General features: G+C 71.0%; 1 pseudogene. It reads right to left on the reverse strand.

The window, feature by feature from the left end:
* Positions 1–207, reverse strand: a pseudogene (locus QCD69_RS22825) (type VI secretion system Vgr family protein); the annotation flags it as partial.

Raw genomic sequence — 207 nt, forward strand, 5'->3', positions numbered from 1 at the left:
GGCCCGCCCAGGCGCTCGACACGCGCACCCAGCACGAGCTGGTGTCGTCCCCCTTCGCCAGGCGGTCCCAGTGGAACTTCACCTTGATGCGCCCGTATTTGTCCGTCCAGATGGATTCGCCCTTCGGCCCCACCACCTTCGCCGTCTGCGGGCCGTGCGTGCGCGGCCACGGCGTTTCCGGCGCCGCACGGTACGTCACCGCCGACG

It is taken from the genome of Erwinia sp. PsM31 (genome assembly GCF_030433775.1).
Taxonomy (GTDB): Bacteria; Pseudomonadota; Gammaproteobacteria; order Enterobacterales; family Enterobacteriaceae; genus Erwinia; species Erwinia aeris.